Annotated in this window: 10 protein-coding genes and 1 pseudogene; 1 reads left to right on the forward strand and 10 read right to left on the reverse strand. The window is 73.3% G+C overall.

The window, feature by feature from the left end:
* Positions 1-69 precede the first annotated feature (69 nt).
* Together AB0J72_RS52710 and AB0J72_RS52715 are read right to left on the reverse strand one after the other, a co-directional pair.
* Positions 70-9,810 carry a neuraminidase-like domain-containing protein gene (locus AB0J72_RS52710; protein WP_363414770.1) on the reverse strand — a complete coding sequence of 3,247 codons (9,741 nt, stop codon included), beginning with the start codon at positions 9,808-9,810 and terminating at the stop codon, positions 70-72.
* 151 nt (positions 9,811-9,961) lie between these two features.
* Complete coding sequence (locus AB0J72_RS52715; protein ID WP_363414773.1) at positions 9,962-11,293, reverse strand: SMI1/KNR4 family protein; 1,332 nt, start codon at positions 11,291-11,293, stop codon at positions 9,962-9,964.
* A gap of 227 nt (positions 11,294-11,520) precedes the next feature.
* Between AB0J72_RS52715 and AB0J72_RS52720 the strand changes: the two genes are divergently transcribed.
* Complete coding sequence (locus AB0J72_RS52720; RefSeq protein ID WP_363414775.1) at positions 11,521-12,702, forward strand: hypothetical protein; 1,182 nt, start codon at positions 11,521-11,523, stop codon at positions 12,700-12,702.
* A 110-nt stretch (positions 12,703-12,812) separates the two neighbouring features.
* On the opposite strand, the gene AB0J72_RS52725 is transcribed toward AB0J72_RS52720, so the two are convergent.
* From AB0J72_RS52725 to AB0J72_RS52760, 8 genes and pseudogenes are all read right to left on the reverse strand, one after another.
* Entirely contained in the window at positions 12,813-13,286 is a 474-nt protein-coding gene (locus AB0J72_RS52725; RefSeq protein ID WP_363414778.1) for a hypothetical protein, read from the reverse strand.
* 64 nt (positions 13,287-13,350) lie between these two features.
* Complete coding sequence (locus AB0J72_RS52730; RefSeq protein WP_363414781.1) at positions 13,351-14,091, reverse strand: hypothetical protein; 741 nt, start codon at positions 14,089-14,091, stop codon at positions 13,351-13,353.
* Between the two features lie 54 nt (positions 14,092-14,145).
* Entirely contained in the window at positions 14,146-14,271 is a 126-nt protein-coding gene (locus tag AB0J72_RS52735) for a hypothetical protein (protein WP_363414784.1), read from the reverse strand.
* 158 nt (positions 14,272-14,429) lie between these two features.
* Positions 14,430-14,975, reverse strand: a complete 546-nt coding sequence (locus AB0J72_RS52740; protein ID WP_363414786.1) for a DUF3515 family protein — start codon at positions 14,973-14,975, stop codon at positions 14,430-14,432.
* Between the two features lie 373 nt (positions 14,976-15,348).
* On the reverse strand, positions 15,349-20,616 hold the full coding sequence (locus tag AB0J72_RS52745; RefSeq protein ID WP_363414789.1) for an amino acid adenylation domain-containing protein: 5,268 nt from the start codon (positions 20,614-20,616) through the stop codon (positions 15,349-15,351).
* Positions 20,613-23,795, reverse strand: coding sequence for an amino acid adenylation domain-containing protein (locus AB0J72_RS52750; RefSeq protein WP_363414791.1), 3,183 nt, complete (start codon positions 23,793-23,795; stop codon positions 20,613-20,615). The genes AB0J72_RS52745 and AB0J72_RS52750 overlap by 4 nt, the downstream gene beginning before the upstream one ends.
* 24 nt (positions 23,796-23,819) lie before the next feature.
* The gene (locus tag AB0J72_RS52755) at positions 23,820-24,152 is read right to left on the reverse strand and encodes a phosphopantetheine-binding protein (RefSeq protein ID WP_363414794.1); all 333 of its coding nucleotides are present in this window, start codon (positions 24,150-24,152) and stop codon (positions 23,820-23,822) included.
* Positions 24,147-25,442 (reverse strand): annotated as a pseudogene (locus AB0J72_RS52760) (amino acid adenylation domain-containing protein); the annotation flags it as partial. The pseudogene AB0J72_RS52760 and the gene AB0J72_RS52755, both read right to left, overlap by 6 nt.
* Positions 25,443-25,539: the final 97 nt, after the last annotated feature.

Consider the following 25,539-nt stretch of genomic DNA (forward strand, 5'->3'; position numbering starts at 1 on the left):
GGATCAGCAAAACCGCGCGGCTGATGCGCCGCCTGAGCGGCGGCCGGCGATTCCGGCCGGGGAACGGCCTCAGAACGTGTAGCCGAAGACGACGCCGACATCAGCGAGCACTCCTTCCTTGAAGCGGGTCACGGTCGTGCCGCCGATGGTCACGGTCTCGGCCAGCGCGGCCGGGATCGCGCGGATCTCCAACCGCCACGGGGTCTCGGCGGACACCGGTACCCCCTGGGCGAACGCCGTCCCGGCCGCGGGCAGGCCACCGAGCTCGGCCGGTGACACGGCCAGCGACAGCTCGGCGGGCGGGCCGGACGGAGCGGTGAGCCGCAGCTCGATCGGATCGGCCGGGTCGTACGTGAGGCCGTCGGCGAGCCGGACGAACACCGCTGCCGCGTTCACCTTCAGCGCCCGGTCCCGCACGTGTGCCGGGAACCGGTCGCGGCCCAGCGGCACCGTCAGGAGGTGCGGCGCGGTCCCGTCGGGGTGCAGGAACCGCGGCCAGCCGTCGCCGAGGTCGGTCCGGCCCGACACCATCCGGTACAGCCCGGCGGCGCGTTCACCGACCGGCATGCTCGTGACGGCGGCCGCCAGGTCGGCCTTCGCGGCGGACCGCAGCTGCCCGCCGCCGTCGCGGGCGGTGTAGCGCACGTGCAGGATCACGTCGCTGATCGACTCGTAGTCGAACTGCCGGAACGTGTCGGGCAGTTCGATTCGCCACGCCCCGATCGCGCCGGCGCCCTCGAACGGCAGGTACCGCTCGTCGTCGAAGTTGGTCTGGAACATGCCGGCGTCCTCGTGCCCGGTGCTGGTCACGATCGACTGGACGCCGCCGGAATCGCTGCGGAACCGCACGTCCTCCGGCCCGGTCCAGGCGTAGCCGGGGCTGACCGCGGCGCTCACCCGGGTCCGGTTGGCCAGCAGGGTGAGCCGGGCGGTCACGTTGGTGTACGGCCCGGTGGTGCACGGGATGGTCACGCTGACCGACTTGATCCGCCGCATGTGGTGCCCGGGCTGGTCGAGGTCGAACAGCGCCTCCGGCAGCTCCAGGTAGCAGCTGCCCTGGCGACGCAACGCCAGCAGCCCTTCGGGGTGCAGGCTCGCCAGCGAGATGTGCTTGGTCATCTCGTGCTGGCGCCGGTTGAGGTCCAGATAGGACACCTGCATCCGCTGGATGTCGCGGTGCAGCGCCTCACCGGCGAGCAGCCCCTTGCGCAGGCTGTCCCAGTAGCTGTACTGCACGAACGAGCTGCCGTCGACGCCGAGCTCGAAGCGGTACGCCCGCTCGGCGCGCTTGGCCACGTCGAACGCGAGCTGGTACCCGGCGAAGTATGCCTGCGCGGTGCGGCCGATCATCCAGTTGTACAGCTCGGCGTTGGTGTACTTGCTGTGCAGGAACTCCTCGGTGCCGCGCGCCTGCTCCAGCTGGGTGCGGTGACCGGCCAGCTCGTCGGTGGCGATGCGCACGCGCACGGCCGCCTCGGCGAGCTGCTTGTCGATCTGCATGATCTCCTTGCCGGCCAGGTTCTGCTGGAGCACCATCTCCGTCTCGCGGTGCACCAGACCGGCCACGATGGCGGCCCGGGCCGACCCGTCGGCGTGCTTGCTCGCACCGGCCCGTTCCCGGCTGGCCATCGCTTGCAGGGCCGGGCCGAGCGCGGAGCCGGAGATGCCGAGCTTGACGCTGCCGCCGACGCCCCACGGCAGCGTGGCGATGCTCAGGTCGGGGATGTAGTACGACAGGATCGCGGCCGCCTCCCAACCGTGCGCGCTGTCCTGGAAGCGATGCGCGGTGGCCAGCTCGTCGAGCTGCTGCTGCTCGGACGCGATCATCTTGGTGCCCTCGCCGTTGACGACGGCGGCCTTCGCCGGCGCGGCCACCTCCTGGATCTGCTCGCCCTCGCCCGGCCGGTGCAGCTGCGCGACGCCCTGCAGCCGCTGGTAGTGCACGTACCGGGCCATCGCCTGGTCCCGCGAGGCACGCAGGGTCTCCAGCTGCCGGGTGGCGGCCTCGACCTGCTGGACGCGGATCTGCTCCATCGTGCGCAGCAGCGTGGTCTCCTGCCCGGCACGCAGCGCCGCGAGGTCCTCGGCGTCGCGCTTCTCCAGCACCTGGGTCAGGCTCGCACCGAGCTGCTGGACGTGCTGGCTGAGCTCGACCGCCTTCGCCGCCAGGGCGCGGAAGCGGTAGACCGGCTGTGGCGCCGACGCGTCGGCGATGGCGTTGGCGATGTCGGCACCGGCCGCGCTGGCCTGCACCAGCAGCGCCGGGTCGATCGGCGACTCGAACAGCGGCAACCGGCGTTCGATCCCGTCGACGTTCATGCAGTGGCGGATCTTGAACAGCCGGTCGGCGACCCTGTCCCAGTAGCCGAGGAGCTTGTCGTTGGCGGGGACACCGAAGTACAGCGTCTTCGGCAGCGGCACCGGCGGGGTGTTCGGGTTGACCACGACCGTGTCCGGCCGGACCGAGCCGAACAGGTACTCGATGTCGACGAGCTCGTTGGAGAGCGTGCCGAGGTCGAGTTCCAGCGTGGAGTACGTCTGCACCTGCGGGACGGCCCGTGGCGGGATCAGCGACGGCCGCGGGCCCAGGATCTGGGCTGCCAGCACGTACAGCTGGGTGGCCTCGTTGATCGACTCCAGGGTGTCGCGGCGGAACAGCTGATCGCCCCACGCGACAAGGTTGTCCAGGTAGCGCATCACGACGTTCTTGGCGTACGCGGTCGGCCGCAGCCGGGCGATCGCGTGCGGGTCGAACGGGCTGTCGCGCCACTGGTCGACCTCGTCGAGCAGGCCGTCCGGCGGGTTGCCGCCGGCCAGCATCTTGAGGATCTTGTCGATGCGGTCGTTGAGGATCGTCGCGTTGCTCAGCGTGTGCAGCGGCTTGGTCTGCCAGTACTTCTGCGGTGCCTTCAGGGTGGAGTTGTCGGTCGGGTCGAAGATGAGGTGCAGCCAGCGCTGTGCCTCCTCGAACCGCTGGTTCGCGCTGAGCCGGTCGGCGATCAGCAGCGGCAGGTGGAAGAACAGCTCCCAGTTGTAGAGCGTGTACCCGCCGCCGTACGTGAAGTCGATGTCCTCCACCGGGTACGGCGCGTCCACGACCGTGGTCGGGTCGTACCGGGTGTCGAAGTTCTCGGTCTCGCCGAGCTGAATCGTGCGGCTCAGCGCGCTCGTCGGGGAGCCGCTGCTCATCCCCTGGACCAGGTTGGCGATCCGGCCGTGGAAGTGCGGCTGGAACAGGTACCGCCGCTGCTGGGTGGCCGCGACCACGAGCTGCTGCGGCGCGTCCAGCCGTCCGTCGTCGACGGTGTGCCCGGCCGGGTCCTGCACCGATGCGCCGTCGAGGTCCTGGTCGAGGTAGTAGTGCCGCCGCACCCGGTCGATCGCCGCCGGGTCGACGCGGACGGGGTCGGCGGCGAGGTTCACCGTGACGGTCCGCGAAGTGACGTAAAAGGTGCGCTCGTCGTCGCTGAAGAAGAACGGCCGGTCCGGCCGCAGGCCGTGATACTGGTGCGGGTAGGACAGGGTGTACCGGCCGGGCGTCTCCTTGAACGTCAGGGTGTACGTCGCGTCCGGGAACGCGGTGTCGTCCTTCGGCAGGTACAGGTTGTCCCAGCCGTTCGGCTCGGCCAGCTGGACGAAGTCGTTGCCGTCCTCGTGCGTGTTGGCCGGCGGGTACACCCGGATCGGCTCGTGCTCGATCGGCTGGACGAAACCCTCCGGGCCGGAGAAGCGCCAGCCGTCCCGCGGGGTTCCGGCGATCTTGCTGTCGAACCAGATCTGCAGGTCCGTCGAGCCCTTCTCGATCCAGAACAGGTGGTCGCCGCGCGGGCCGACCGCACCGAGATCGGACCGCACCCGCTGCGTGGTGATGCGCCGGGGCTGCCACTTGCCGTCGACGTACTCGCTCCAGGCCAGCTGGATGTCCAGCTCGTTCGGCGACGGGTCCGCGACCGGCCCGGAACCGCCGTACACCGGCACGGGTGTCTCGGTGTACACCGGCCAGAACAGGAACAGCCGGTCCCGCCACTCCACCGGCAGGATGTGCCGCTCGGTGATGTCCAGGTCGACGGGCTCCCACGCGGTCCAGCGCCCGCCGAGGAACCGGCGGTGGTAGAACAGCGGCGTCGGCGTCCCCGGCACCCGGCCGAAGACGTGGATGTCCGACGACCCGACCCGGTAGATGCCGGCGATCTCCAGCCGGGCGATCAGGCTGAGCTTGTGGATGTACCCGGCGACGACCCGCTCGGCGGACTCGGAGGTGACGTCGTCCTGCCCCAGCTCGGCCTCGGCGGCCCGGAACAGCGGTGACCGGTCGGCCCGCAGCTCCGGCTCGATCCAGTTCTCCGGGAACAGGAACACCTTGCGGGCGGCCTCCCAGACGCGGTACTGCTTCATCCACGGCCAGTCCCGCCAGCCGGAGTTCGTCATCTTCGGCCCGGTCTCCAGGCCGAGCAGGCAGCGCTGCACGAACTGCTGGGCCGAGCCGATCGCCTGCTTGAGCCTCGACGTGGTGGCGCAGGCGCTCATCTCGGTGTCGATGAGGAAGTGCCCGTACAGCCCGTTCGCGTCCCGCCAGTGCTGCCCCTTCGCCGGGTCGGGGTTCGCGACGAGGTAGCTGACGAGCGCCTTGCGCTGGGTCTCGCGCAGCCCGTCCCGCAGCGGACGGGCGACCCGCGGCCACTCGTCCACCGTGGATCGGGCCCGGACGAGCTGCACGGCGGCCCGCGCGTCGGCCGCGGTCAGCGACGGTGCGGTGAACGCCACCGTCTGTGCCACGCTCGCGCCGAGCCGGGTGATCCGGCCGATCGCCGGGATCAGCCGGGCCAGCGCGGTCTCGTCGGCGAACCGGTCGACCGCGGTCAGGTCGAGCACGGGCTTGGCGGCCAGCGCCGTCAGGTCCGCCGTGACCCAGCCGGTCCGGGTGGCCAGTCCACCGAGGACGGTCGCGGTCGTGGCGCCGGTCGCCCTGGCGTCGGCGAGCATGCGCTCGACCGTGTCCGCGCCACCGGGGACCCGGTCGCGCGCGGCCGCCAGGTCGACCAGCCGCAGCCAGGCCGCGAACCGGGCCGGCGACGGGTCCACCGGTTCGGTCACCGCCAGCTCGTCCGGGTGCAGCCAGCCGGTCGGCACCGGCGTGACGCTGAGCCAGGGTGCCGGGCGGACCGGTACCCCGGGCATGCCGAGCCAGTGCAGCTGGCCGGGCTGCAGGCGCAGCAGGCCGGTCAGCCGGTGCGTCTTGGCCAGCCGGCGGACCGTGGCGAACTGGTGCGGGAACCCGGCGGCGGTGATCGTGATCTCCGGCTCGCTGCCGAGGTACGCCGGCTCGAGCAGGTCGGCGATCGCGAACTGCTCGGGTGCGGTCCCGGCGTGCAGCGTGCCGGTCAGCAACGCCCGGACCGTGTGCGTCGGCACCGCAAGGGCCTCGGCCAGGTGCTGGATGACGATCTCGGTGCCCTGCTCGACGCGGACGAACGCCAGCACCCGGTCGAGCACGATCGCGTACCGCTGCAGGACCGTGACCGGTTCGTCGAACAACCGGGCAGCGTCCACCGCGGACACCAACACGTTGCCGGGCTCTGGCTGGTACTGCGCGACCGCGGCGTACAGCTCCTCGACCGCGGCCCGGTAGAACCCGTCGGTGGACAGCGAGTTCAGCAGCCGGCGGTCCGCGACGGTCATCGCGCCGCGGAAGCACAGCCGCCGGGCCGGCGCGTCGTAGAACACCCGCGCCTTGATCTCGGCGGGAAACACCACACCGGCCGGGAGCCCCTTGAGCGGGGCCTGGAACGTCGGCCAGCGCAGCGCCAGCCGGGTCACAGCCGACCGGGCGGCGGCGAAGATCTGCTTGACCGCGGCCAGGAACGCGGTCGCCGTCGGAGCGGCCGCGCTGAGCGACTCGCGCTCAGCGACGGTCAGCGGCCCGGTCACCCGCAGCACCCCGTTCACCCACTCGACCCGTCCGCGCAGGTCGGCCGGCACCTGGAAACCCGGTGGCAGGCTCGCCAGCGGCGCGGAGTACACCGCGTCGGGCGACAGCGCCACCAGCAGGTCGTCGATCAGCTCGTCCGGCCAGCCCAGCGCGGCGAGCCGGGAGCGTAGCGCCGTGCCCTCCCGGTCGACGACCGCGGTGTCCGGCTCGTGCAGCGCTCGCACGGCGGCACGGATGTCGTCCAGGACCGCGGTGATCGCTGTGTCGGCGGGCGTCGTCACGGCGCTGCCCCGGTGGTGGAGCAGGTGGTCCAGTTCCGCGACCGACGTCCCGGCCGCGGCGACCCGGTCCAGAAGCTCGGCGAGGAACAGCACGTTGTGCGGGTTCTGCGGGAGGAACACGTCGGTCAGGCCGGTCATCGCCTTGAACGTCAGCAGATCCGCGATCGGCAGCCCGAGCCCGCGGGCCAGCAGCACGTGCCGGTACAGCCCCGACAGCTTGGCCAGGTCCAGCGGGCCGGTCGGGGCGAGGGCTGCCAGCAGGGTGCCCAGTTCGCCGTCGTTCACGCCGAGCGCGGCGGCGAGGGTCGCGCGGTTCGCCTGCGGTTCGGGCGCCACGGACACGGCACCGTTGACCGGGACGAACGCGGGGTTGACCGGGTCGACGACCGCCGGGTTCGCGAACAGCCGCTGGTACAGCGGATCCGGGCCGGTCACCGGCAGCGGCGACCAGAACGTCAGCGTCTGCTCGCGGGTCAGCCCGAGCCGGGTCGCCAGCAGTTGTACCGCCAGGCACCCGCGCAGCACCGTGGTCGTGAACGGCTGCGCCGGCGCGCCCTGGAACACCGCGAGGGTGGCGTCGAGCTCGGTCGTGGTCCAGCCGAGCCGGCGCCACAGCCGCACGAACAGGTGCAGGCGGGCCAGGAACGCCTCGGTGACCCCGGTCAGCTTCAGCTTCCACAGTTCGCCGGTGGTCGGGTCGGTCGACTGCGCGGAGACGATCCGCACGGCCGCGTCCGGGTTGACGTACCGGGTGGTGAGCAGCTCGACGAGTTCCTCGTAGCCGACCGCCAGCCGGTCCATCACCTTCGTCACCCAGGTGAGCGCGGACAGCCAGTCCAGCTGCTGGGTCACCGGCATCGACGAGCCGCTGAAGACCTCGACCGGGTTGCCGGTCTGCGCCAGGCCGTAATAGTGCCAGGGCATGACCCGTTCACCGCGGTGGCCGCCGGTCGCCGCCGGCACCAACCGCCACGTCGTGACCTTGTTGACCGTGCCCTCCGCGACAGCCACCAGGCCCGGGGCGTCAGCGCGGCTCCAGGCGGCGCTGCTGACGGTGTAGACCCCGTTCTGCGACTGGTCGGTCTGGTCCTTCACCAGCACCAGCTGCCCGGCTGTCAGCGCGACGCCGTCGACGGTCCGCAGTTCGGAGAGTCCCGGCAGCGACGCCGTCGTGGCGACGCGCACCGGTGTACCGCCGGTCAGCAGTACCCGTTCGGCCGGTGCCATCCCGAGCCGTTCGCCGATCACCTCGGGACGGTTGAACGCGGTCCACGGCGACGACGGCGAGAACTCGGTGAGCAGGCCCGCCCGGTCGGCGCCGAAGTGGCCCAGCATCGCGGCGGTCTCGGCCCGCCACAGGTCCAGCGGCAGATCCAGCGGGAACACCGAGGACCGCAGCACGTCGTACGCCCGGGTGTTCACGTGCTCCGGGCTCGCCGCCAGCCGTCCGGCGTCCGCGCCCGTCTGGTACGTCATCGCGGTGACCGTGATGGTCGTGCTCGTGGTGCCGCCCCGGACGAGGTCGAAACGCACCGAGCCGTCGGACAGGTGCCAGCGCTGGCCCTTCAGGACCACGTACACCACCTGGCCGGCGCTGAGCGGGTACCCGGCCTGGGCGAACGGTGCCCGGATCTGGTCCGGCACCTTGCGCAGGTCCAGGTCGGCGGCGAGCGCGGCGGGCACGGTGAACGGCGCGAACGGTGCCACCGCCTGCTCCAGCACCTCGTTGACCAGGTCGATGTACGGCAGCTCGGTGTTCGTGTTCTCGCACGTCAGCTCGATGTCGCCGAGGTCGGGCCGCCGGGCCAGCAGCACCTTCAGCGCATTGCCGAACGGTGCGTCGGCGCCGCGCCGGCTGAGAAACTCGAGGACCTCGGCGTAGTACGCGGCCGGGCCGGCGACGGACTTGCAGTGCTCGCAGGCGCACGCGTCGAGCGACCCGAACAGGTCGGTCAGCGTCGGCACGTTCACCGCGTCCGGCGTCAGCACGCTCGCGACGTCGACGGTGTTGTACTGCGGGCTGTAGGCAGCGACGGTCGCCATCGCCGCCGCGGCGACGGTGGCGGCCTGGGCGTGGACCTGCCCGGCCCGCTCGGCGTCGGGGAAGATCTGGCCGTAGCGCTCGACGAAGTCGTCGTGGTTGAGCTTCGCGATGTCGGTTGCCGAGGTGAGACCGGCGTCGAGGAGGGCTGCCGTCTCGGTGTGGCGGCGGGTCAGGTTGAACACGCGCTGGGTGGCGCGCAGTTCCCGGGTGACCGCCTCGGCGTCGGTGATGCCCTGGAGCAGTTCCGGGTGCGCGGCCAGGAACGACTCGACCTTGACCGCGCCGAGTTCGAAGGCGACGCCACGGCTGGTGACGTTGGTCCAGAAGGCGCGCAGCCCCGCGGAGCGGGTCTGGTCGGCCTGGGCGCGGTAGGCCAGCACCTGCGTCGGCATCGCGTCGGTGACGATGCGCTCCAGGGTCTCGGCGTAGCGGGTCACCCGGGTCGCGTGGTCGGCGCCGGTGATCTCCGCCGGGACCTGGTCGGCCGCCGGGACGGGCTGGCTGGTGATCACCGTCTTCCAGTCGGCGACGCCGAGCTTGGCCAAGTGCCGGAACGTGGGCGCCTCGCCGCCGGCACGCATCGCCCGCAGCCGGTTCACCAGCGGTGCGTGCCCACCGGTGAGCGCCGCGACCTGCATCGTGAACTGCAACTCGGGCACCTTCGGGCCGAGCCGCGGATCGCCGGCGAGCGCGGTCCAGAACCGCGCCGGATCGGTCTCGGCCCGATCGCGGGCCGCGTCGTCGACGTGGGCGGCGTACCTGGCGATGAACGCCTCGCGGTCGGCCGGCTGGTCCAGGACCCCGCCGAGCAGTTTCGCGATCGGGGCCGGGCCCGCGCCGTACTTCACCGCAGCCGCCCGGAACGCCGCCTCGATCTGCTCGATGCGGTCGTACAGGACGCCGGGGACGATCCGCTGCCGTACGGATTCCTCCAGCGCCCGGACGCGGACCTCGGGCTCGGTGGCGAGCAACGCGCTGAGATTCGTCGGCAGCTGCTGGCGGACGTAGCCGTAGTGCACCTCCGGCTGCAGGCCGGTGCGGCGGGCCAGTTTGTGCGCCACGACGAGCGAGGCCAGCCGTTCTGCCGGCCTTCTGACCTTCCCGGCGAGCAGGCTCAGGTCGCGCTGGCCGGTGCGCTGGGCGAGGTCGGCGAGCTGGACGTCGCCGAGGTGGGGCTGCAGCTCCTGCATCATCTGCTCGTACTCCGACCAGGTCGCCGGCTTTCCGCCGTCGACGGTCAGCGGCACGGACTCGACCTCGCCCGCGGAGAAGACCACCGCCGACTCGGCCGCCATCGTGGTGCCGTCCTGGGCGTACACCCGGACGAGCAGGTCCACCGGCGTGCCGCCGGGCGGGTACGTGATCTCGTACGCGCCGTCCGCACCGGTGACCGTGCGGCCGAGCTCGGACTCGTCGCGCAGCCGCTTGTGCCACGCGATGACCGTCCGCCCGGCGATGCCACGCCCACCGGCGAACGTGACGGTGCCCCGCACCGTGCGCGTGCCCTCGGCAGGAGCAGCTGCGGCCGAGCCGGTGCGATCCAGTTCCAGCGTCATCGGTACACCCTCATCTCGCGTCGTTCGACGAATGAGGTGACTGTGCGCGGCGGGTGCCGGGGGCGGTGCGGGGTGAAACGCGGGGTGCCGCGCCCGGTTGTCGGGAACCCGTCGCTGCCGTCGGCCGTCCGGGTGGGCCTGTTCGGCGTACTCAGCGTCGCGGTGAACTGACCGGAACGTCGGTCACGTTCAATACCGGCTGGCCCCGCAGGGTGAGCAGGCCGTTGAGCACGTCGACGGTAGCCTGCCAGCCGGCGCGGCCGCGCAGTCCGGCGGTGAGCAGCGTCGGCGGGACGTGTCCCGCGTGCAGCAGCCGCTGCCACCCGTTGACGTCGAGCTCGAGGAACTCCAGCGCGGGCAGGCCGGTGACCGCGTTCAGGTCGGTGACCGCATCGGACGAGGTGGACAGGGTACGGATCCGCGAGTGGCCCGCCAGCGCCGCCAGGTCGACGGGTCCACCCCTCACGTACAGGACCTCGGTTTCCGGCTCCACCGCGGCAAGGGTCGTGCCGGAGACCCGGACCAGCAGTCCGCCCTCCGAGGGCCGCCCAGCGATGTCGACGGGGCGCCGGACGAGCAGCTCGGTCAACGACGGCGCGACCCACTGCGCGCCCGCGCTCATCTCGTGGTCGACGAACAACACCTGGCCGACAGTGCCGCACGGTCCCGGGGCGAGGTCGACGACGTACAGATTGCCGCCCCAGTCGTCGCCGACGACGAACCAGGCCGGCGACGCCCCGAGCGCCTGGACCCGCCCATGCGGGTCGGGCGGGACGACCTCCGTCGCGCCGTAGGTCCACGACAGGTATCGCGCCTTCGGCTCGAGGTAGTCCCTGGCCGCCGCGTCGTCCAGGCCGACGATCTGCAGCCCGTAGAAGCGGTCCTCCTGCCGCGGCCGCATGATCAGCTCACCGGAGCCGGCGGCGAGGTACAGCGCCCGCACGTCCTCGGGCAGCGCCGCACCGAGCCGCGATTCGGCCGCCGCCAGCGCCGCCGGGCTCGCCGGCCGGGCCTCCGGCAGCAGCTCGCGCACCAGCGCCGTAACCGCGTCCGGGTCGGCGCCCGGCGACACGGTGACGCCGTCGTGGTGCACGGGTGTGCGACGGAACGGCTCGGGGTCCGCGCCGGGCACGAGCGTGACCACTTCCAGGACCTGATTGCCCATCCCGAACGTGACCTGCGGCGCCGCAGCCACGATGCTGACCATCCCGTCGCCGGTGCTCCTGGCCACGGCCCGGATCGCCACGCCCGCCCCGTCGACCAGGTCTGCGATCGGGGCGAGCGCGTCCATCGGCCGCTCCCCCCGGGCGAGGTCCAGCCCGACCCGGCCCGGGTCGCCGTCGTAGTTGGTCGAACCGCCGTACCCGCCGGACGACATGGAGCCGACGAACTCGGTCTCCCGGACATCGGGCGGGGCGCTGCGCAGCAGCGCCTCCACCAAGGGACGCCAGACGGCCGGCTCGTGCAGCGGGTTGTCGACCACCCGCCGACCTTAGCGGGAGTTGGACGGTTCCGGCGGGAGCTGCGAGCGCTGTTGCGGCTCGCCGGAAGATACGTGTCCCGAGCGGACGATCAGGCTGACACAGCGCAACCAGCGGCGCTCCAACGCGACTGGAATCGTCCGCCGCGGATGACAACCGGTGGGCGCGAGGTTGCGTCCTTCCATCCGATGTTGTCGGCGATGGCGCGTGGAGGGTTGATGGACGAATCGTGGACCGGCTGGACGAACGCATCAGCACCACGTTGGAGCGGCGGGCCGGTTCGGTCGACGCTTCGCCGCCGCACCTGGCGGACGACGTCGTCCGGCTGGGGCGCCGGGCCGCCCGGCGGCGCGCCTGGACGGCGGCGGCCGGCGGCGTCACGGTCCTGCTGCTGGCCGGCGCCCCGTTCGTGCTCCGCTCGGCGCCGCCGCACCGGGCGGACCCGCCCACTGCCGGATCCACCCCTTCCGTGGTGCCCACGGCCTGCGAGGTCGAGCGGCTCCCGCTGCCGGTCGGCGGCGCGCCGACGCTGGTGATGGCGATGGCGCCGACCGGACGGTACGTCGTCGGCCGGACGGCGCACACCGGCAGCACGTCGAACTTCGACCTGCTGATCTGGGACCGAGGCGTCCTGCACCGCGCCGACCTGCCGGGCGCGCAGCAGATCCCCACCGACGTCAACCCCGGCGGCGTCGTGGTCGGCTCCGCCGAGGGCCAGGGTTGGGTGTACGACGGCGGCACGGCCCGGCCGCTACCGGGCCGTCGACCGTCCCCGTCCGCGATCAGCGACGGCGGCGTCATCGTCGGCGAGGACGAGGGGCTCCCGGTGCTCTGGCGTTCGGCGTCGGACGCGCCGACACCCCTCCCGCTGCCCTCCGGGGTCTGGGAGGGGCACGCCACCGACATCACCGCCGACGGCAGGACCATCGTCGGCACGATCCGGGACCCGCAGACCAGCACCGGCCACGCGTACGTCTGGACGTCCGACGGGACGCGCCGGGAACTGCCGCTCCCGGTCGTCGCCGGCGCCCCCGCCACCGGCGCGTCCGCCGCGGGCATCACCGGCGACTGGGTCAGCGGCGCGGCCGAGACGCAGCACACGAGCGTGCCGGCCCGCTGGAACCTGCGCACCGGCGAGGTGCAGACCTTCCCGGACGCCCAGGGCGCTGCCGGGGACGTCAGCACCGACGGCTGGATGGTCGCCGGCGACCTGCCCGGCAACGCGACCCTGCTCCTCGACGATCAGGCCACGCTGCGCCTGCCACGCCTGCCCGAACACACCGACGCCCGGCTCCGCGACGTGCCCAAGGGCATCAGCCACGACGGCCTGCTCATCGCCGGCAACGCGTCCGCCGGTTCCCTGGAGACCCCGTCCAAGGGCACCCTCCCGGTCCTCTGGCGCTGCAAGTAACCGTACAGTCCGTCGAAGTGGGGCGGGCAGGACATGCGCAGCCACCACCCCACTTCGGCCGGTCATCAGCACATCACCGGAGGCAGGTAACCACAGCTCACCCCGGCGCTCTACTCCTCAGCTCGGGGCTGGACAACCGTGCCCGACACGTGGTTGAAGACGGAGACCGCGAGCTGCTGCCGGCCAGCAGCGTCGGCCACCGGCAGGCCGACCTGCTCGTCCCGTCCGGCCATGCCCGTGCAGCGTTCCACGATCTCGCCGATCTGATACATCACCCGGACGATCGCCTCGGCCTCGGCCCCCGAATACCAGTACGGGACCGTCACGCCGGCCTCGTCCGCGTACAGGCTCACCTGAATGCCGGTGGGCTCGTGGTCAAGCTCGAAGTAACCGTCATGCCGACGAACGTCGACGTCGCCCAGGACGCTCCGCGACTCCTCGACGATGCGCTCCCAGGCCACGCCGTCCGGCGCCTCCAACGCCTCGTCGTCGTCATCGTCGTCCCAGCCCTCGCCATCCTCGACATCCTCAGCGTCGGACGGCGAGGCCGAGTCCTTCAGCAAGAACGTGAGGTCATAGCTCATGCGTCGGCACGCTACCGAACCGCACGCCGGACCGACGCACAGCACTGGCCGGCACGGCTCGGTTTCAGACCGGGGTGGCGACCGGCAGACCGGCGACGCAGCGCACGTTGAGGCGGAGCTTGGCGGCCAGCAGGTCGATCTCCACGCGCGCCGTGTCACGGGCGCCGCCGTCCACGCTCGCGACCTTCGCGCCTGGGGCGGGCCGAACGTCGAGGACGCGCACCTTCCCGTCGGCGCAGCCGGCGACCACGACCCCGCCGAAGGTCGACAGGCTGACGGCGACCAGCGCCGGCGTCGCCTCGGGGTTGGCGCTCGTCACCGGCGCCGTGGTGGCCGGCGCGCCGGCCGTCGGCGGGGCGGTGGTGACGGCGGACCCCGGGTCGGTGTGTCCATCGCCGTCCGTGGCGTTGCCCGGGCGTCCGGCCGCGCCGCCCGACTCGGTTCGGCCGTTGCCCGCCGACGGATCGCTTCCGGTACCCGGGGACGGGCTGACGCTGGACTCGACCGCGGGTTCCGTCCCATCCGGCTGCGCGGTGCCGGCCGCACCCGGTTCGCGTCCTGCGGAGCTCGGCAGTTCGATCGGCCCGGCGTCGTGCGCCAGCAGGAACGACCCGAGGATCACCGCCGCAGCGGTCGACAGGGTGAGGGCGAGCCGCGTACGACGCCGGGTATGGAACTCCTCGGCGACGTCGTCCACCGGCGATCCGGTGAAGATGCCGATCGCCCGGACCGGGCGGTGCGGCACGCCGGACGGAAGCCGTTCGGTGACGTGGTCCTGCCCGTCGGGCACCTGTGCTTCATCCACGAACATAGTTTCTATCAGACGGCTCAGCGCGGCACGGTCAGCGCCGCGATGGGCTCATCGGCCGGTGCGCTGTTCACCGAGACGTTCTCCGCTGGACACGCCCTGGAGGCCGACCGCGCCGCCGTGCCGAATCCGGTCGTCCTCGATCACGATCGCGGTGACACGCACATTCATGACCACCCACAGACCGTAACAACCCCGCCCGGCCACCACCTGCCGCAGCGGTCATGACCACCCGGGCCGACCGGTCACGGCTACGGTGGTGCTGCCCTTGACGACGTCGAACGTGCCAGACGAGGCGGCGATCGGACGATGGGATGGGATCACCCCTCGCAGTGCTAGTAGCTGCTCACACCCGACTCTGGACGGCAACCGGAGGGTATTGCTTCCGAGCGGGCCAGGATCTCCCGAACGGCGCCTGCAAGACCTTCGATGTACTGGCCCTGAGACGAGTAGTGATTCGGCACGGAGACGCTGACGGCGATGTCGCGATCGATGGTGGTCCAGGTCGTCGAGTTGCCCGCCGGTCGCGTTGCCCAGCACGTGCCGGAGACCAGATACACCAAATCTGTCCGAGCCACGGCCTGCTTGGCCGCGTCGCAGCGCACGACGATCGGCGGCGCCCCGAACGCCGCGGCGAACCTGTCCTCTGGCGCGGCGACCGGACGATGCGCCGCCTCGAGAAGGTTTGCCGGCAGGCGTCCGATCAGGGCCTGGCACTGTGAGGCCCGCTCGGGGGCGGGTGGCGCGAAGGACACCGGCAGCGGGGCCGCAGGGACCGGGCCGCTCTCGCCCGCCGGTTGAGGGCGGCTCACCAGCCACAGCGTGACACCGGTGGCAATCGCCGTCGGCACGGCGACGGCGCTGGCGATCGCGTAGGACAACCTGCTTGTGCGCTCCATGTACGGCCTTCCGGGCACCGGCGGTCAACGACAGCGGCATCGTCGTGCACATCCCTGCACGTCCCGTCCAGGAACGTGCAGGGAGTCTGGCATCGCGAGTCATCGTACGAACCCGTCGGCGTTCGGCCGTCCGGGGCCGCGACGGCGGCGTGCCGGTGCAGGGCCCACGCGTCGGTGAGCGCGCCGATCCACATGGGCGGCCACTTCGAACTGGTGGCCTTCTCGTGCCGGATCGGGCTGCCAGGCCGGACCCGCGGCATGTCGCTGGTGCTGCCGCGAGGTCGGCCTGGCCCCCGATCACGTGCTGTTCGTGGGCGGCCGCGGCGAGAACGTCGCGGCCGCCCGGTGCGTCGGACTACACGCGCGCCTGTTCGTCGGCCTGGGCCTGGACCTCGTCCAGTGAGTCGGGGATCTCGGCGCCCGCTGCGGCGTCCGGCAGGTCGTCCTCCATCCGGTGCAGGGGACGGTATGCCAGGCCCAGCGCACCCCAGATCACCAGCAGCACGCCGCAGGCCAGCAGGATCAGGCCCGTGCCGCGGGCATCCCCGACGCCCACGACCCGCCCGACGGTGTCCGCGAGCGCGCCCCCCGGCCGCAGCAGCGGCGCGACCGCCTCCGTGAACGGCGGTGCGGTCAGGAACGCGACCGGTGTCATCGCCACGGCCAGCATCTGGTTCGTGGCGAGGACCCGGCCCTGCAGTTCGAGGCCGACCTTGACCTGGATGATCGCGAGCCAGTGGGCGTTGAGGATGGTGAGCGAGGCGTACCAGATGAGGCTGCCCGCCGCCGCGAGCGCCGTCGACGGCCGCAGCCCGACGAGTGCGGCTCCGAGGCCGACGCCGATGACGAAGCCGACCATGCCGGTGGCGCGGCGTTCGGCGCCGCCCCACAGCACCATGGCCAGCGCGCCGAGGGCGGCCCCGACGCCGCTGAACGCGGTGACGACGCTGACCCCCGTCGTGCCGCCGAAGGCGTACACGGTGGGCACGGTCACGGCGAGGGCGAGCATCGCGAGGTAGTTCTCGACGACGAAGAACACGATCATGACCATGAGTGGGCGGCGCCGGATGAGGAACCGCCAGCCGCCGACGATCGCGCGGACGAAGGTCTCCTCCTGGCGGCGGAAGAGCCGGTCGGGCAGGCGCACCAGCAGCAGCGTGCCGACGCCGACGAGCAGCGACACCACGTCGACCGCGACCACCCACGGCATGCCCAGCGCCGTGATCAGCGCGCCGCCGGCCAGTGGGGCGATGAGCATGCCGATGCCCGGGCCGAGGTTGGCGAGGGCGTTGGCCTGGCCGAGGTACGGCTTCGGCACCAGCTGCGCGACCGCGGCCAGGTAGGCGGGCCGGTGGAAGGCGGTCACCGCGGACAGCAGCCCGGCCAGCAGCCCGACGCTCCAGATCTCCAGGCGGCCCAGCGCCAGCAGGGTGACCACGGCGGACATGACCGCCGCGCCCGCCCCGTTGCAGGCCAGCATGATGCGCCGCCGGTCGATCCGGTCCGCGACGGCGCCGCCCACCGGTAGCAGCAGGATCGAGGGCAGCAGGGCCAGCATGGTGACGAGGGCGTAGTCGGCGACGCGGCCGTTCTGCTGGTACGCCCAGACGCCCAGGGCGAACGAGCTGAGCGCGGCACCGATCAGCGAGGCGGTCTGGCCGGCCGTCATGACGTAGAACTCGCGCAGGTCGCGCCGGGCGCGGCCGCCGGTGACCGCGGTGCTGACCACCTCCGGCGCCCGGCCGGCGCTCCACTCCCGCAGCGTGCCGGCGATCTCGTCGGCCGCGGCCGCCGCCTGGTGCTTGAGGAAGTAGTGCCCGGCCCGGGGCAGGACGGCGAGGGCGACACGGTCCGCGAAGGCGCCCCATTCCGCATAGCGTTCCTGGTACAGCTCCGTCGAGCGGTCCCGCGCCCCGATCAGGCACAGCACGGGCGCCCGCAGCCGCCGCCGGTCGGGCCGGGTCAGTTCGCGGGTGAACCATGTCTGCGACTCGTCCACGTCGTGCCGCAGGCTGCGCAGGATCACGTCGGCGTCGAGGCCCTCGTCGTCGTCGAGGCCGCCGAGTGTACGCAGGAAGTCGCGGTACGCCCGGTCGGAGGTGAACCAGGTGGCGTGGAAGCGCCGGTGCAGCCAGGACGACACCCGCCCCGGCAGCCGGGCCGCCGGGAAGCTGCCGCCGACGACGAGCCCGGCGACCTCGCGGCCCTCGGACTCCAGGCGGAGGGCGAGCTCGGTGGCGGCCGCCGAGCCGACACAGTGGCCGTAGACCAGCACCGGGCCGGGCGGCAGGTCCGCGACCACGCGGTCGATCAGCTCGGCCATCGGCAGCGGCGGCTCGTCGGGCCGGGCGGGGTCGTGCCCGGGCAGCTCGATCGCCAGCACGGCGGCGCCCGGCAGGCGTTGCGCGAGTTCGGTGGCGAGCGGCCCGTAGGCCGCGGCCGAGCCGCCACCGTAGGGCACGCAGACGACGGTCAGGGTCGCGTCGGCCGGGCCGGCGAGGCGGTGCAGCAGCCCGGTCGAGCCGGTGTCGCCGTCGAGATAGGCGGCCAGCTCGCGCACGGTCGGGCGGGTGAACAGGTCGATGACCCGCAGCTGCGGGTCGATGGCCCGCACGGCGCGCACGGCCTTGAACGAGTCGCCGCCGAGGGCGAAGAAGTCGTCGTCGAGCCCGATCTCAGTACCGTCGAGGACCTCGGCCCAGGCGGCGGCGACCCGCAGCTGCGTCGGGGACTCCGGCGCGACCCGGGTGGCGGCGCCCGGCGGCTGCGGTGCGGGCAGCGCGGTCCGGTCCACCTTGCCGTTGGCGGTCAGCGGGAGCCGGTCGAGGACGACGAACGCCGACGGCACCATGTAGTCCGGGAGCCGGTCGCGCAGCGCGGCCCGCACCTGCCCGGGGTCGGCGGTCGCGGGCGTGATCCAGGCGGCCAGCCGGCGGGTGTGCGCCTCGCCGACGGGCAGTACCACGGCCTCGCCGACGCCGGGGACCCCGCGCACCGCGGAGGCGACCTCGTTGAGCTCGACCCGGAAACCGCGGATCTTCACCTGGTCGTCGACCCGGCCGAGGATCTGCACGAGGCCGTGGGCGTCGACGCGGACGCGGTCGCCGGAGCGGTACCACCCCTGCTGGAAACGGTCGTCGACGAGGTTCAGGTAGCCGCGGGCCACGCTCGGGCCACCGATGCGCAGTTCGCCCGGCACCCCGTCCGGCACCTGGCGGCCCGCCCGGTCGGTCACCCGGCATTCGACGTTCGCGAACGGGCGTCCGATGGGGACGATGCCGGTGCGGCGCTCGGCCGGGACCTCGCGCACGTCGCAGCCGAAGACGGAGACGGTCGTCTCGGTCGGGCCGTAGTGGACCTGGACCTCGAGGTCCGGCCGGACCCGTTCGATGCGGTCGACCAGCTCCCACGGGCAGGGCTCGCCGGCCAGGACGAGCAGCTCGCGGGGCAGCAGCGCGGCGAGGTCGCCGTGCGCGGCCAGCAGCTCCAGGTGGCTCGGGACCAGCTTCATCGCGTCGACCGGGTGCTCGGCCAGGTAGGCCGCGAACGCCTCCGGGTCGGTGGCGGTCTCGCGGTCCACGAGGTGCGCCACGCCGCCGGTGGCGAGCGCCCCGAACAGGTTCGTCATGCCGAGGTCGGCCGCGTGGGTGGACACCAGGGCGTAGGACTTCCGGTGCCCGATGCGGTCCGCCACGGCGTGCAGGTAGTGCGCGATGTTGCGGTGCTCGACCATGACGCCCTTCGGCCGCCCCGTCGAGCCGGACGTGAAGATGAGGTACGCGAGGTGGTCCATCGGCACCACCACGGCCTCGGCCGGCTCGCCGGTCACGTCCGCGACGACGATCGCCTCGCGGCCCGGGGCACGGCACGGTGCACGGTCCGCGAACGCCGTCTCGGTGAGCACGAACCGGGCCTGGGCGGTGTCGAGGATCTCCGCCACGCGGCCGTCCGGGTAGCCGGGGTCGACGGGCAGGTAGACGGCGCCGGCCTTCAGCGTGCCGAGCATCGCGACGGGCAGGGCCGTCCCGCGTTCGGTGAGCACCGCGACCGGCTCCTCGGGCCGTACGCCGGCCGCCAGCAGCCGGGCCGCCACCGCCCCGGCGCGCCGGTCCAGCTCCGCGTAGGTCAGCCGGCCGTCCGCCGCGACCACCGCGGTGGCCTCCGGCGTCGACCCGGCGTGGCGGGCGATGAGCTCGTGCAGTGGCCGGTCCAGCGGGTAGGACACCCGCGGGCCGTCCGGCCCGGGCCGCACGCCGGGCTCCAGCGCCAGCGCTCCGACGGGGCGGTCTGGCTCGGTGACCAGGCCCGTCAGCAGCGCCAGGAACCAGTCCACCAGCCGCCGGACGGTCTCCTGGTCGAACAGGTCGGTGCGGAACACCAGCATGCCGCGGTAGCCGTCGGCCACGCGCGACAGCGTGAGGTTGAGGTCGTACTTGGCGGTGTGGGTCGGCAGCAGGACGCCCTGCACGTCCAGGTGCGGCAGTCGCGGCGCCGCGGCCGGCTGCTCCAGCACGTTGAGCAGCACCTGGAAGATCGGCGTGTGGCCGAGGGTGCGCTCGGGCTGGAGCCGCTCCACGATCCGCTCGAACGGGGTCTCGGACTGCGCGAGCGCGTCGATCGCCACCTCGCGGACCCGGTTCAGCAGCTCGCGTCCGGTCGGGTCGCCGGAGCAGTCGGTCCGCATGACCAGCGTACCGATGAAGCAGCCGATCATCTTCTCGATGTCGGGGTGGTGCCGGCCCGCGACCGGGACGCCGATCGGGATGTCGTCGGTGCCGCACACCCGGGCCAGCAGCGCCTGGAGCGCGGTGAGCAGCACCATGAACGGGGTGGCCCCGCAGGAGGCGGCGAGGTCGGCGAGCGGGCCGGCCAGCGCCGCAGGTACGTGCACCGGCACCTCCCCGGCCCCGTGGCCGGCCACCGCCGGGCGGGGCCGGTCGGTCGGCAGGTCCAGCACCGGCGCCAGGCCCTGCAGCCGCTCGACCCACCGGTCGAGGGCCGCGGCCGACGGCTCGCGGCCGGCCTGCCAGCGGGCGTAGTCGGCGTACTGCAGCCCGGGCGCGTCCGGCGCCGGGCGGCCGTCGAGGCGGGCGGCGTACAGGTCGGCGAGCTCGCGCAGGGCGAGGTCGACGGACCACTCGTCGAAGGCGATGTGGTGCACGACGAGCAGCAGCACGTGCTCGTCCGGCCCGTCGCGGCGGATCAGCGCCCGCAGCGGCGGCTCCTCCTCGAGCCGGAACGCCCGCTGCCGGACGTCGTCGATCTCCCCGTCGGTCTCGACGATCACGTCGTCCGCGCTGCCCAGCACCGCGCTCGGCTCGCCGTCGCGGTCCACGTACCGGGTGCGCAGCACGTGGTGGCGCACGGCGAGGTCCCGGACCGCGGCGGTCATCGCGGCCACGTCCAGCGGGCCGGTCAGCCGGACGGTGGCTGTCACGTGGTACGAGCCGCTGTCGGGCTCCAGCTGGTGCAGGAACCACAGCCGGGCCTGGGCCGGCGACAGCGGCGCCGGCGAGTCCCGGTCGGGGGACGCGGGGATGGTGCTGGCGGCGCGGGCGGCGTTGCGGCGTGCCCCGGCCAGCCGCTGCTGCAGCAGCGAGCGCTGGGCGTCGGTGACTGTCACGCCTGCGCCGCCTCGTCCAGCAGCAACGCCTCCAGCGCGGCGGCGAAGTTCGCCAGCACCGGCTGCTCGAACTGCAGCCGGACCGGCACCGGGAAGTCCAGCGCGTCGCGGAGCCGGCCCACGACCAGCGTCGCCGACAGGGAGTGCCCGCCCAGCGCGAAGAAGTTGTCGTACACCGACAGCTCATCGCGCTTCAGCACGGCGCTCCACATCTCGGCGACCAGCTGCTCCGCCTCGGTGCGCGGCGCGACCCGCTGCTGCACCTCGTCCCGCGGCTCGGGCAGCGCGGTGCGGTCGACCTTCCCGGACGCGTTGACCGGCAGCGCGTCCAGCGTCACCCAGCGGCGCGGGACCATGTAGTCGGGCAGCGTCGCCCGCAGCAGGGCCTCCAGGGCCTGCGTGTCCGGCGTCGACCCGGGCCGCGGTACCACGTAGCCGACGAGGTGCGCGTCGCCGGTCGGGTCGGCGACGGTCACCACCGCCTCGGCCACGCCCGGCGCCGAGCGCAGCTGCGACTCGATCTCGCCGAGCTCGATGCGGTGCCCGCGGACCTTCACCTGGTGGTCGCGGCGGCCGAGGAAGTCCAGCAGGCCGTCGGTGCGCCAGCGGACCAGGTCACCGGTGCGGTAGCAGCGCTCACCGGGCCGGACCGGGTCGGCGACGAACGCGGCCTCGGTCAGGTCGGGCCGGCCGTGGTAGCCGCGGGCCACACCGGCGCCGCCGATCCACAGCTCGCCGATGGTCCCGGGCAGCGCGAGGCGGCCGGCGCCATCCATCACGTACACCCACTCCCCGGCCATCGGGGTGCCGATGGGCACGGTGTCGCCGACGGGTGCGGTGAGGCGGTACATCGTGGACGCCACGGCGGTCTCGGTCGGACCGTAGCCGTTCCAGCACTCGCCGAGCCGGGCCGTGAGCTCGCGGCCGAGCGCGGGGTCGAGGGCCTCGCCGATGGCGATCCCCCGTACCTCCGGTGACTGCCAGCCGGCCGCGACGAGCATCCGGAACGTGGTCGGGGTCGCGGTCATCACGGTCACCTTGGACTCGGCGATGCGCTGCGCCACCAGGTGCCCGTCGACGGCCACGCCGCGCTCCAGCAGCACCAGCCGGGCGCCGTTGCCGAGGCCGCACCACAGCTCGATCCCGGCCACGTCGAACGAGAGCGCGGTCAGGCCGAGCATCACGTCGTCGGGCGTCACCGGCACCAGCTCGCAGTTGGCCGCGACGAACGCCGCGACGGCGCCGTGGCTGAGCTCCACCCCCTTGGGGCGGCCGGTCGAGCCGGAGGTGTAGAGGATGTACGCGAGGTCGTCCGGTCCGGGCGCCGGGAGTTCGCCGGGCTCGGCGGCGAGCGCGTCGGCCAGGTCGACGAGGACGGCGCCGGTGCCCTCGACGAGCGGGCGGGCCACGTCGAGCGTCTCCGCGGCGGCGAGGACGACCTTGGCGCCGGAGTCGCTGAGCTGGTACCGCAGCCGCTCGGCCGGGTGGTCGGGCTCCAGCGGCACGTACGCCGATCCGGCCTGCCAGACGCCGACCAGCGCGGCGGGCAGGTGCCGGTCGCGGGGCAGGCAGATCCCGACGGGCGCGCCGGGCCCGGCCCCGTGCTCGCGCAGTGCGGTCGCGATCCGGGCCGCGGCCGAGGCCAGGTCGCCGTAGCTCAGGGTGCCGTCGGTGGCGTCGACGGCGACGGCCGCCGGGCGGGCGTCGGCCTGGGCGAGGACCGCGTCGAGCACCGTGGCGGGCGCGCCGGCGGGCAGGCCGGGGCCGGTGCCGAGGGCCACCAGGTCGGACCGCTCGGCGTCGCTGAGCAGGTCGAGCTGCGAGAGCGGGCGGTCGGGCTCGGCCAGCATCCCGTCGAGCAGGGCGAGCAGCCAGCGCGCCCAGCGTTCGGCCGTCGCCCGGTCGAACAGGTCGCGGCGGTAGTGCAGCTCGCCCTCGTAGCCGCTGCCCTCGGCCTCCAGCGACAGGCTCACGTCGAACTTGTTGAAGTCGAGCGGGGCGTCGAGCCGCTCGGCGCGCACGCCCGGCAGCACCGGGTCTCGCTGGGTGGTCTCGAGCAGGTACAGCATCGACTGGAAGATCGGCGTCGTGGCGGTGGAGCGCTCGGGCGCCACGGCCTCCACGACCCGTTCGAAGGGCGCGGTGGCGTGCGCGAACGCCTCGATGGTGGTCTCCCGGACGCGGTCGAGCAGCTGCCGGCCGGTCGGGTCGCCGGACAGGTCGGTGCGCATCACGAGCGTGTTGATGAAGCAGCCGACGACGCCCTCGGTCGCGCGGTGGTGGCGCCCGGACTCGGGCACGCCGACGGCGACGTCCTCGCTGCCGCAGAGCCGGCCCAGCAGCGCCTGCCAGGCCGCGAGCACCACCATGAACGGTGTCGCGTTGCATTCCCGGGCGGTCGCGCGCACCCGCTCGGCCAGCGCCGGGGACAGGCTGAACGGCAGGTAGCCGCCGCTCCAGTCGGCCACCGCCGGGTAGGGCCGGTCGACGGGGAGCGCGAGCACCGGGGCGAGCCCGGCCAGCCGCTCGACCCACCAGCCGACGTGGTCGTCCGCGGTCCGCGTGGCCTGCCACTCGGTGATGTCGGCGTACTGCAGCCGCGGCGGGGCGGGCGGCGCGCCCTGACCGAGCCGGGCGGCGTACAACGCGCCGATCTCGTCGAGGATCAGGTCCTGCGACCACGCGTCGGTGGCGATGTGGTGCACGGTCAGGGCCAGCACGTGGTGCTCGGCGCCGAGCCGGAAGAGCACGGCCCGCATCGGCGGCTCGCGGTCGAGCTCGAACGGCCGGCTCACCTCGGTCCGCAGCGCCGCGTCCAGCGCCGGCTCGTCGATGTCCACAAGGGACAGTTCGATCCGGTCGGCCGGGCCGGCGACGGCGTGTCCGGGCGGCGCGATGACGCTGCGCAGGACCTCGTGCCGGGCGGCGACCTGGCGCAGCGCGGCCAGCAACGCGTCGGCGTCGAGCGGACCGGTCAGCCGCAGCACCGTGGGCACATGGTAGATCGACGTGTTGGTCTCGAACTGCGCGTTGAACCACAGCCGGGCCTGCGACGGTGACAGCGGCTGCGGCGCGGCCGGGTCGGACCGGCGCGGGATCTCCGCGTCGACCCGGGCGGCGGCGCGGGCAGCCGCGACCCGCCGCTCCATGATGGCCCGTAAGTTGTCCTGGTCAGACATAGTCATAGTTAACTTCCCAATTTTCTATTTGCCGGTGGCCGGTTCGGCCACGATGTCGTCCATGACAAGCCGCTCGAGCTGCCCCGCGAAGTTCGCGAGGACCGGATGGTCGAACAGCAGCCGCACGGGAATCGCGCAGCCGAGCGTCTCTCGCAGCCGGCCGACGGCCCGGGTCGCGGCCAGCGAGTGCCCGCCGAGACCGAAGAAGCTGTCGTCGGCGCCGATGCGATCGGTGGTGAGGATCTGGGCCCAGACGTCGGCGACCAGCTGCTCCATCATCGACTCGGCCGGCCGGTGCGGCCGGTCCTCGCCGGGCTCGGGCAGCGCGCCCAGGTCGACCTTGCCGCTGGGCGTCATCGGCAGCGCGCCGAGCACCACCCACCGGTGCGGCACGAGGTAGGCGGGCAGGCTCGCGCGCAGGTGGGCGGCCATCTGTCCGGCGGTGACCGGGCCCGCGACGTAGCCGATGAGGTGCGCCTCCGCACCCTGGCCCCGCGCGGTGACGACCGCGTGCTCGACGTCGGGGTGGGCGCGCAGCACGGCCTCGATCTCGCCGAGCTCGACGCGGTACCCACGGATCTTCAGCTGATGGTCGCGCCGGCCGCAGAACACGACCTCACCGTCCGGCCGGCGGTAGACCAGGTCCCCGGTGCGGTAACACCGCCCGCCGGGCACGACGGGGTCGGGCACGAACGCGGCCGCGGTCAGGTCCGGCCGGTTGTGGTAGCCGATGGCCGGCCCGGCGCCGCCGATCCAGAGCTCACCCACGACGCCCGCCGGGACGAGCCGGTCCAGCGCATCCATGACGTACAGCCGCTCGCCGAGCATCGCGTGCCCGATCGGCACGGCGTCGCCGACCTCGAGGACGCGGTACGCGGTCGACAGCACGGTGGCCTCGGTCGGGCCGTACGTGTTCCACAGCTCCCGCACCACCGGCAGCAGCTCCCGGGCCAGGGCCGGGTCGAGCGTCTCGCCGGCGGCCCACACGCGCAGGTCCGCCCCGCCGGTCCAGCCCGCCGCGAGCAGGGTGCGCAGGATCGTCGGCGGCACGTTCATCACGTTGACGCGGTGCTCGGCCATCTGGCGGCCGAGGCGGTACCCGTCCACCGCGCTGTCGCGGTCGACGACCACGCAGCAGGCGCCGACGCCGAGCGAGGACCAGATCTCCGCGCACGAGACGTCGAAGCTGAGCGTGGCCACGGCGAGCATCCGGTCCCCGGGCCCGAAGCCGGGCTCGAAGCGCAGCGCCTCGGTGAGCGCGGCGACGCTGGACTGCGCGACGGCCACGCCCTTCGGCTTGCCGGTCGAGCCCGAGGTGTAGAGCAGATAGGCCCGATCGCCGGGCCCGACGGCGGGGAGGTCGGCCGCGGGCACGGCCGGCGCCCGGTCGAGTTCCAGGTCCAGGTCCAGCGCGCCTGTACCGGCCGCGGCGGCGGTCGTGGACCGGCAGAGCACGGTCTTCGCGCCGCCGTCCGCGGTGAGCCAGGCCAGGCGCCCGGCCGGCAGCTCGGGCTCCAGCGGCAGGTAGGCCGCCCCGGCCCGCCACACCCCGAGCAGCGTCGCCGGCATCCGGTGGTCGCGCGGCAGGCACACGCCGACGACGTCGCCGGGCCCGATGCCCTGACCCAGCAGGAGCGCCGCGATCGCGGCCGAGTCGTCTCTTCAATTTCGGCCCGATCGACGGTGAGGACGAGATATCGCCGGACTGGACCGCGGAGAAAGCGGTCGACGTCGACTCGGCGGC

Source organism: Dactylosporangium sp. NPDC049742, from assembly GCF_040674675.1.
In the GTDB taxonomy this organism is placed as follows: domain Bacteria; phylum Actinomycetota; class Actinomycetes; order Mycobacteriales; family Micromonosporaceae; genus Dactylosporangium; species Dactylosporangium maewongense.

Bases quoted from the DNA above. Each gene is read 5' to 3' on its own strand.
- AB0J72_RS52710 (WP_363414770.1), bottom strand. From the start codon at position 9,810: ATGACGCTGGAACTGGATCGCACCGGCTCGGCCGCAGCTGCTCCTGCC.
- AB0J72_RS52725 (WP_363414778.1), bottom strand. From the start codon at position 13,286: ATGAGCTATGACCTCACGTTCTTGCTGAAGGACTCGGCCTCGCCGTCC.
- AB0J72_RS52750 (WP_363414791.1), bottom strand. From the start codon at position 23,795: ATGTCTGACCAGGACAACTTACGGGCCATCATGGAGCGGCGGGTCGCG.
- AB0J72_RS52755 (WP_363414794.1), bottom strand. From the start codon at position 24,152: ATGACGCCCAGCGGCAAGGTCGACCTGGGCGCGCTGCCCGAGCCCGGC.